Here is a 7,982-nt window from a genome sequence, read left to right as displayed (position 1 = left end):
CTTGGTCACCATGGCGTGGAACATCAAGCGGATGTTCGCCCTCAGCACCGTTTGAGCCGCCGACGACGGCGGATGAGACCGATTAGGCGGATGATGGGAATAAGGAATAAGTCCGACAGGCTGCTAGGCGCGCTGGAAATCCCCCACATCGCCTGAAGTGGCGTGCCCGCGCGCCGGAGCCCGTCGCCACCAGGGGCCAGCGCGACGCAGCACAAGAGTTCCCACAATCAGGGTCACGGCGAAGCCGACCGGCTGCCCGAGGAAAAGGAAGCTCATGGACAGGACAAGCGCGCAGGCAAGCGCGGCCAGTTCATAGCCGCGGAAGCCGCCCGCCAGCCCGAGGCGGACGAGATATGCGACTGGAATGGCCAAGACTGTCATATCGTACATGAACAAATAGGGCGTCGTCAGCAGCGTACCGACCGCAAGCGCTGCGGCCTTCAGCGAATAGCGCACACGACTGCGCCATATCGTGACCACGGTAACCGCCACCGCCGCGGTCAACACCCACTGCAATATCCAGGCGAGTTGCTCGGTGCTGCCGAAATAGCGGGCCAGCGCGAACAAGCTCTGCAGCTTCCACCAGGGGGCCCTGCCTTCGGTGAGGAAGGCTTGCGAAAACATCGGCATCCAGTGGAAGAAGGCCTGCCAACTCTCGGTGCCGAAGGCGAGCCAGGACGCCAGGGCCAGGACAATTGCGGTGATCGCAGCGGAGCAAAACGCGGTCCATTCGGCGGCTGCGATCAAGGCGACCGGAAACAGCAAGCCGTATTGCGGCTTGTAGGTCAAGAAGCCCAGGCAGATGCCGGACAGGACCGGTCGTGTCGGCAACAGATAGAGCGTGCCGCCGACCAGAGCGGCGGTGAGGAAGCCGTTCTGTCCGACCAGTGCATTGTCCACCACCATGGGAATGGACATTGCCAGGACCAGGCCGAAGGTCCGGCCGACGATCGCGCGCATCACCGCGAGATAAGGCACTATGCTCAGCAAGACCCAGCCGATGAAGGCTGCGGGGTAAGGAAACTGGGCGAGAAACGAGGCGACCGACAGAAACGGCGGCGGGTAATGCCAAGCGAAATGCCCGACGAAGTCCTGCTGCAGTAGCGCGACTTCGATCTGCTTTTGCAGATCCCAATCATAGGCCAGTGCCGGATGGCCCTCGAGCACCATCCTCCCGGCCGCCCATACATTGACGAAATCAGTGGGAATGCCATGCCCGTTGGCATCGTAGATCCATGCGTGGGCGATATAGGCCGCCGGAAAAAACGAGACGCTGACGACGCATAGCGCGAAGCAGACATTGAACAGCACGGGCGGAAGCGCATTGGGCGCCGGCGCCAGGGGGGACGGGCTCATGGCCATGCGAAATATCTCTGGAAATCATCGCGGAGAGCACACATTGACGAAGACTAGACCAGCCTATCGTTGACGAGGCCTTAAGCCCTTTAACCGTTGGCGCGTCGAATTGATCAGTTTTGCTTAAAATGCAGCCATGAAATGCAGCCATGCCCGCTGGGCGGCTTTACGCGAATTTATCACCGCCATGATCCGATTATGACGGGGTTCGCCGTGAACCTCTCCGGAGCATGCCATGCAGGCCAGTCATTCGATTTCGATGTCCGCCCCGAGCCGGGTGGGGAGCGCAAGCGCCGCGCGCTGGCTGTTGCCGTTCGGCGCCGGCGCCGCCACCTATCTGCTCTGCTTTTTCACGGGCAATACGCTGCTGCACGATTCGGACAGCTTCTGGCAGGTCAAGGTCGGGCAATGGATCATCGACCATCGCGCGGTCCCCTATTCCGATATCTATTCGCTGATACGCGCGGGCGACTCCTGGATTTCGAACGCTTGGCTGTCGCAGGTACTGTACGCCGTCGTCTATGACCATTGGGGATGGACCGGACCAGTCGTGCTCGCTTCGCTGGCGATCGGCGCCGCGGTCGCCATTCTCGTCCATCTGCTCAGCGCCCATCTCGAGCCCGCACATTCGGTGCTGGTCGCGATGCTCGCGGTGGCGCTGTCGTTCGACCATCTGTTGGCACGGCCCCATGTGCTGGCCCTGCCGGTGATGGTGGCCTGGGTGGCCGCGCTGATGTCGGCGGCCGAGCGGCGGCGCTCGCCGTCATTCCTGCTGCTGCCGCTGATGAGCCTATGGGCCAGCCTGCATGGCGGGTTCGTGCTGGGATTGGCGCTGATTGGTCCAATCGCGCTGATCGCGGTCTGGGACGCCGCGCCCGAGCGACGGGTCGCACTGTTTCTCCGCTGGTTCGCGTTCGGCTGCGCCGCGCTGGTTGCGAGTTGCTGCACGCCCTATGGCTGGCTGACGCTTCTCGCCGCGACCCGGATCCTCGATCTCGGTCAATTACTGTCGGTCATCGCCGAATGGCAACCCGCGAATTTCAGTTCGTTCGGCCCGTTCGAGGCCTGTCTTCTCGGCCTCATCGGCTTCGGCTTCTACCGCGGTATCGTGCTTTCGCCGCCGCGAATCCTCTTGTTGCTGCTGCTGGTCTACATGGCGCTGACGCACGTGCGGAGCATCGATGCCTTCGCGTTCCTGTCCCCGCTTGTGCTGGCGAGGCCGCTGACGCGCCGGGACAAGCCGGCCGACCGCGTGAGTTCCTGGGCCAAGGAATTCTGGTCGCTGCCTTACGCGTCCGGATTGACGATGGTCATCATCGCCGGCTGCGTGGCGGCGTCGACCCTGTCCTATGCGGCGCATCACGATTTCGTCTTCCCCAAGACGCCGACGCCGACCGCGGCACTCGACCTGCTCAAGCAGCGGGGCACCAAGCGCATCTTCAATGCCTATGCGTTCGGCGGCTACATGATCGCCCGGGATATGCCGCCCTTTATCGACGGCCGCGCCGAGCTCTATGGCGAGACACTCGTCATGGACTATTTCAAGGCCACGGAAGGCCGCAGGGTCGACACCCTCCTGCGCCTGCTCGACGAGTATCGTATCGACGCCACGCTGCTGGCGCCGGACTCGCCGGCCGCGCTGCTGTTGGATCACATGCAGGGCTGGAAGCGGCTCTATGCCGACGATATCGCGGTCATCCATGTCCGGACGGAGGAGCCGGGCGCCGGGATGCCGGCCAAACCGACCTGCGTGCCGGGCTGCCCCGCACCGTAGACCGCCGCGCGATCGCGCGTCCGACAGCGGGCCGGCCTCAATTGCCGGTCTGCAGCGCGCCAAAGCGCTGCCAGGTCTTGCCGTTGAAGCGCATGAACTGCATCTGGTCGACCGGCACGTGATCGGTCGGGCTGGTGTTGATCCTGATGCCGGGCAACAGCATCGGCAATTCCAGATCATGGATCGCAAAGGCCTGCTTCAGGATGTTTTCCGTCGACAGGTCATCGCCGCAGGCTTTCAATACGGCCTCGAGCGTCATCGCGCTGTTGTAGGCGTTGACGTAGTTGGTGTCGTGCGGGTCGCCATCCGGAACATACTTCGTCATGAATGCGCGCCAACCCTTGACGCCGGCATCGTCGGCCCAGGCTGGGTCGTCGGGATCCTTGACATAGGCGGCCGACAGGATGCCGGTTCCGGCCTCGAGCCCCGCCGGCTGCATCACGGTGGAAATCCAGACCGCCGTGCTGGACAGGAACGTCATCGGCCGCCAGCCGATCTCGTAAGCCTTGCGGATGGCCTGTGCGGCAAATTTCGGCGTCGCGGCGATCACGAACACTTCGGCGCCCGAAGCCTTCAGCTTGACGATCTGGGAATCGATCGCCGGATCGGTGACTTCATAGGTCGCACCCGTGACGACGGAATCATACTTCTCTCCGAGCACGTCCTTCAGGCCGAGCAGATAGTCGCGGCCGTAATCGTCGTTCTGCGAGATCACCGCAAACTTGGCGTTCGGATTTTTCTCGAGCGCATAGCGCGCGTAGAGCCGCGCCTCGTAACGGAACGGCGCCTGCACGCCGACGGTTGCCTGCGGATATTGCGCGACGTCGGCGAATTTCGAGGCGCCGGAGCCGACGAACAATTGCGGGATGTTCTTGCTCTGCAGATATTTGGCAATCGCGCTGTTGTGCGCCGTGCCGATCGAGGAGAAGATCAACGCGACCTCGTCGCTCTCCACCAGACGCCGCGTCTGCTCCACCGTTTTCGGCGGCGTGTAGCCGTCGTCGAGCGAGATCAAAACAATCCTGCGGCCATTGATGCCGCCGCGTTCATTGAGCATCTTGAAGTAGCCGGCCTCGCCCCTGCCCAGCGCGCCGAACGCGGATACCGGACCGCTATACGGCATGGTCTGGCCGATCCTGATCTCGGTCGCCGTCACCCCGCGCATCTCGGCAGCCTTCACCGCGGGCGAACTGGCCGCGAGCACCAGCGCGGTCGCCAACCCCATCGTTGCGGCAGAACGCATCGCTCCCTCCCCGATCTTTTTGATTTCGGCGGCAGCCGAACGGTCAGCCCGCTCGGAACATTGACGGAAACATGCCATGCTGCCGGCATCGACGCTATTTATAATTGTTGCGATCGCCTTTGCAGCGTGCCCCGCGCGGCGATAACTCGCGCATCTCAGCGACAGTTCGGACCCGCACGAGGCGGATCCGATTTACTGAGAGCCGGCAAAGGAGCGGCCAAGTAGCCGCCGTGCACGCAGTTGCAAGGCGCGATCAGTTCGGATTGGCAGGCTGCGCCTGAGCCGGTCCGGCGGGCGCAGGCTCGACGGCGAGCTTCGGGTCGGTCGGCAGCACCTTCGCTCCGGCGGCTTGCGCGGCCTCGCCCGTCGTCGCGTGACGGGCCTGCTCGGCGGATTTGAGTTCGGGCCTGTTCCAGCGGTCGCGGACCAGAAGCGTCAGCACGCCCGCGCACACGATCGCGATGGCGAGCGAAATCCCCGCAAGAGTCTTTCGGTTGATGGAATGGCGTTCGCTCACACGAAAGACCCAATTCAACGGTGCCGGACAAATAACTCGCTAGCAACGTCCAAGGTTCCATGACACGATCAGCGTCGATCGGTTGTCCCTATCGACGGCCTTTTGGAATCACAAACTTCAATCCCGACCAGGTCGCGTCGACGGCGCACACCTTGACGTCGACGAGGCCGAGCGCAAGCGCGGTATTGCGCACCACGACATCGCTGAGGTCGGTCGCAACGCCCGAGGCCTTCTTCGGCCACGACACCCAGATCATCCCGTCGGGCACGATCATATGCCGATAATGGCGAAGCTTGTCGGCGAGGCCTGCCGCTTCGGCCACGAACACATGCACCATGTCGAGCGGCGCTTTTGCGCGCGAGAGCACGGTGACGCCATCGGGCAGTTCTCCGGCGATGGCGGCATACGCGGCGGGTGCGCGGTCGACAAAAATGCGAAAGCCCGGCTTGATGCCGAGCTTTTGCACAACCGGTTTGCCGGACGGACCGGCCACGGCGACGTCACGCCTGCGGCTGTGGCTCCAGGCCTGCATCCGGATCGGGACGCGGGCGCGTCTTACCGGCCGGCGGCACGGCCGAGGTGCGCGGAGTGGTCGGCTCAAGCACTGATTCGCGGTTCGGTTTCTTGCCCTTCAGCAGATCGCCGATCTCGTCACCGCTCAGCGTCTCGAACTCGAGCAGGCCCTTGGCCAGGGCTTCCAGGTCGGCGCGCTTCTCTGTGAGAATCTTCGTCGCCTCGTTATAGCCCTCCTCCACCAGCCGCTTGATCTCGGAGTCGATCTTCTGGACTGTCGCCTCCGACGCATTTTGCGTGCGCGACACCGACATTCCCAAAAACACCTCGTCCTGGTTCTCGCCATAGGACACGGTGCCGAGCTCTTCCGACAGGCCCCAGCGCGTCACCATCATGCGCGCCAGGCGTGTCGCCTGCTCGATGTCGGAGGCGGCTCCCGATGTGACCTTCTCGCGGCCGAACACCAGTTCCTCAGCGACGCGACCACCCATCATGATCGCAAGCCGCGAGGTCATCTGTTCGAGCGACATCGACAGCTTGTCGCGCTCGGGCAGCTGCATCACCATGCCGAGCGCACGCCCGCGCGGAATGATGGTCGCCTTGTGGATCGGATCGGTGGCGACGACGTTGAGACCCACGATGGCGTGGCCGCCTTCGTGATAGGCCGTCAGAAGCTTCTCTTCCTCGGTCATCACCAGCGACTTGCGCTCGGCGCCCATCATCACCTTGTCCTTGGCCTCTTCGAACTCGGCCTGCGTCACCATGCGCTTGTTGCGGCGCGCGGCGGTCAGCGCCGCCTCGTTGACGAGGTTCATCAGATCGGCGCCCGAGAAGCCCGGCGTGCCGCGGGCGATCGTCTTCAGGTTGATGTCGGGCGCGAGCGGAACTTTGCGCACATGCACCTTCAGGATCTGCTCGCGACCGACGACGTCGGGGTTCGGCACCACGACCTGACGGTCGAAGCGGCCGGGACGCAGCAACGCCGGGTCGAGCACGTCGGGCCGGTTGGTCGCAGCGATCAGGATCACGCCTTCGTTGGCTTCGAACCCATCCATCTCGACCAGCAACTGGTTGAGCGTCTGTTCGCGCTCATCATTGCCACCGCCGAGCCCGGCGCCGCGATGACGGCCGACGGCGTCGATTTCGTCGATGAAGATGATGCACGGCGCGTTCTTCTTCGCCTGCTCGAACATGTCGCGGACGCGCGAGGCGCCCACGCCGACGAACATCTCGACGAAATCGGAGCCGGAAATGGTGAAGAACGGCACGTTGGCTTCACCGGCGACCGCGCGGGCGATCAGGGTCTTGCCGGTGCCGGGAGGACCGACCAGCAGCACGCCACGCGGGATGCGTCCCCCAAGCCGCTGGAATTTTCCGGGATCGCGGAGAAATTCCACGATCTCCTGCAAATCCTGCTTGGCTTCGTCGACGCCGGCGACGTGCTCGAAGGTGACGCGGCCGTGCGCTTCGGTCAGCATCTTGGCGCGCGACTTGCCGAATCCCATCGCCTTGCCGGCGCCGCCCTGCATCTGCCGCGACAGGAAGATCCACACGCCGATCAGCGCGATGAACGGCAGCCAGGACACGAGCAGCGAAACGAACCACGGCACGTTGTCGCCCGGCGGCTTGGCGGTGATCTGCACCTTGCCGTTATAGAGGCGCGTCACCAGCGTCGGATCGTTCGGCGCATAGGTCTGGAAGGAGGATCCGTTGGTGAAGGTGCCATGAATGTCCGGCCCCTGGATGACGACGTCGCGCACGTGGCCCTGATCGACCTCGGTCAAAAGCTGCGAGAACGAGATGTCCTGCGAGGAAGCGCGTTGACCGGGATTCTGGAACAGCGTGAACAGCGCCAACAGCAATAGGACAATGATGACCCAGAGGGCGAAATTGCGCAGATTGGCGTTCATTGATCTTCCTTCGTGGTCGCGCGGATCGCGGCCTTCTAATCCTTCGGACCTGTCCTTAGGGTAACCACGAGGGAATCCCCCGGTCGACCATATCACAATCTAGGTGCAGCCCGCCTTGCTGCCAAGGGAACCCCGCAGGACTATTTAGCGCATCCTAGCCCGATTCCCGCTAAAAAATGCCGGCAAAAGCATTGTTTTGCGAGGTGGTTAAGACCGTCCGGGGATATAGTGCGGCAGCCACGCTCCCGATTTGCCTTCTGCTGCCTATTCACCCTTCGTCAGCGGCCGTAAGCGAGCCGGCCGGTGTCTGCGCGGCGCCGCTTCGACGCGAACCCGTCCCCTATCGACACTGATCAATGCACCCGCAAGGGTCTGTTTCAGCCTGACATGCGGAGGTTTTGAAGGCCCATGTCCGGCAGCCCCCGTAAAACTCCGGTCAAGCCGTACGAGCAACGCTTCAACCTTGCCGAGTTCGGCTGGCCCTTCATGGCCGAATCGGTTGATTGCGCGCATCAACAGCCGCAGCCGGATTTCCTCGGGCAGCGCGGCGAACGCCGCGGCATCAAACTGCCCGGCCCCCGTTCCGGACGTGGCGCGATCACGGAGCGCGAGGTAGCGCTCGGCGCCATCGGCCAGCACATCCACGGCGGCATTGGCGCGGGCAAGTCG

General features: G+C 63.4%; 7 protein-coding genes. 2 read left to right on the top strand and 5 right to left on the bottom strand.

Annotation, left to right across the window (positions count from 1 at the left end; translation table 11 throughout):
- Positions 1–123: 123 nt before the first annotated feature.
- Positions 124–1,356: a glycosyltransferase family 87 protein gene (locus tag WCB02_RS39455; protein ID WP_423967811.1), complete on the bottom strand. Its 1,233-nt coding sequence runs from the start codon at positions 1,354–1,356 to the stop codon at positions 124–126.
- 235 nt (positions 1,357–1,591) lie between these two features.
- Between WCB02_RS39455 and WCB02_RS39450 the strand changes: the two genes are divergently transcribed.
- Entirely contained in the window at positions 1,592–3,130 is a 1,539-nt protein-coding gene (locus tag WCB02_RS39450; RefSeq protein ID WP_423967809.1) for a hypothetical protein, read from the top strand.
- Positions 3,131–3,167: 37 nt separating this feature from the next.
- On the opposite strand, the gene WCB02_RS39445 is transcribed toward WCB02_RS39450, so the two are convergent.
- From WCB02_RS39445 to ftsH, 4 genes are all read right to left on the bottom strand, one after another.
- Positions 3,168–4,373, bottom strand: coding sequence for an ABC transporter substrate-binding protein (locus tag WCB02_RS39445; RefSeq protein ID WP_423967807.1), 1,206 nt, complete (start codon positions 4,371–4,373; stop codon positions 3,168–3,170).
- A gap of 253 nt (positions 4,374–4,626) precedes the next feature.
- Entirely contained in the window at positions 4,627–4,890 is a 264-nt protein-coding gene (locus tag WCB02_RS39440; protein WP_423967805.1) for a hypothetical protein, read from the bottom strand.
- An 88-nt stretch (positions 4,891–4,978) separates the two neighbouring features.
- On the bottom strand, positions 4,979–5,383 hold the full coding sequence (locus WCB02_RS39435; protein WP_423967803.1) for a DUF3052 domain-containing protein: 405 nt from the start codon (positions 5,381–5,383) through the stop codon (positions 4,979–4,981).
- Between the two features lie 7 nt (positions 5,384–5,390).
- Positions 5,391–7,313, bottom strand: a complete 1,923-nt coding sequence (gene ftsH / locus WCB02_RS39430) for an ATP-dependent zinc metalloprotease FtsH (protein WP_423967800.1) — start codon at positions 7,311–7,313, stop codon at positions 5,391–5,393.
- Between the two features lie 408 nt (positions 7,314–7,721).
- Between ftsH and WCB02_RS39425 the strand changes: the two genes are divergently transcribed.
- On the top strand, positions 7,722–7,982 hold a 261-nt coding region (locus WCB02_RS39425), incomplete at its 3' end, for a hypothetical protein (RefSeq protein ID WP_423967797.1).

Source organism: Bradyrhizobium sp. (assembly GCF_049581145.1).
Taxonomy (GTDB): domain Bacteria; phylum Pseudomonadota; class Alphaproteobacteria; order Rhizobiales; family Xanthobacteraceae; genus Bradyrhizobium.
This window is presented reverse-complemented; position numbering and strand designations above follow the sequence as displayed.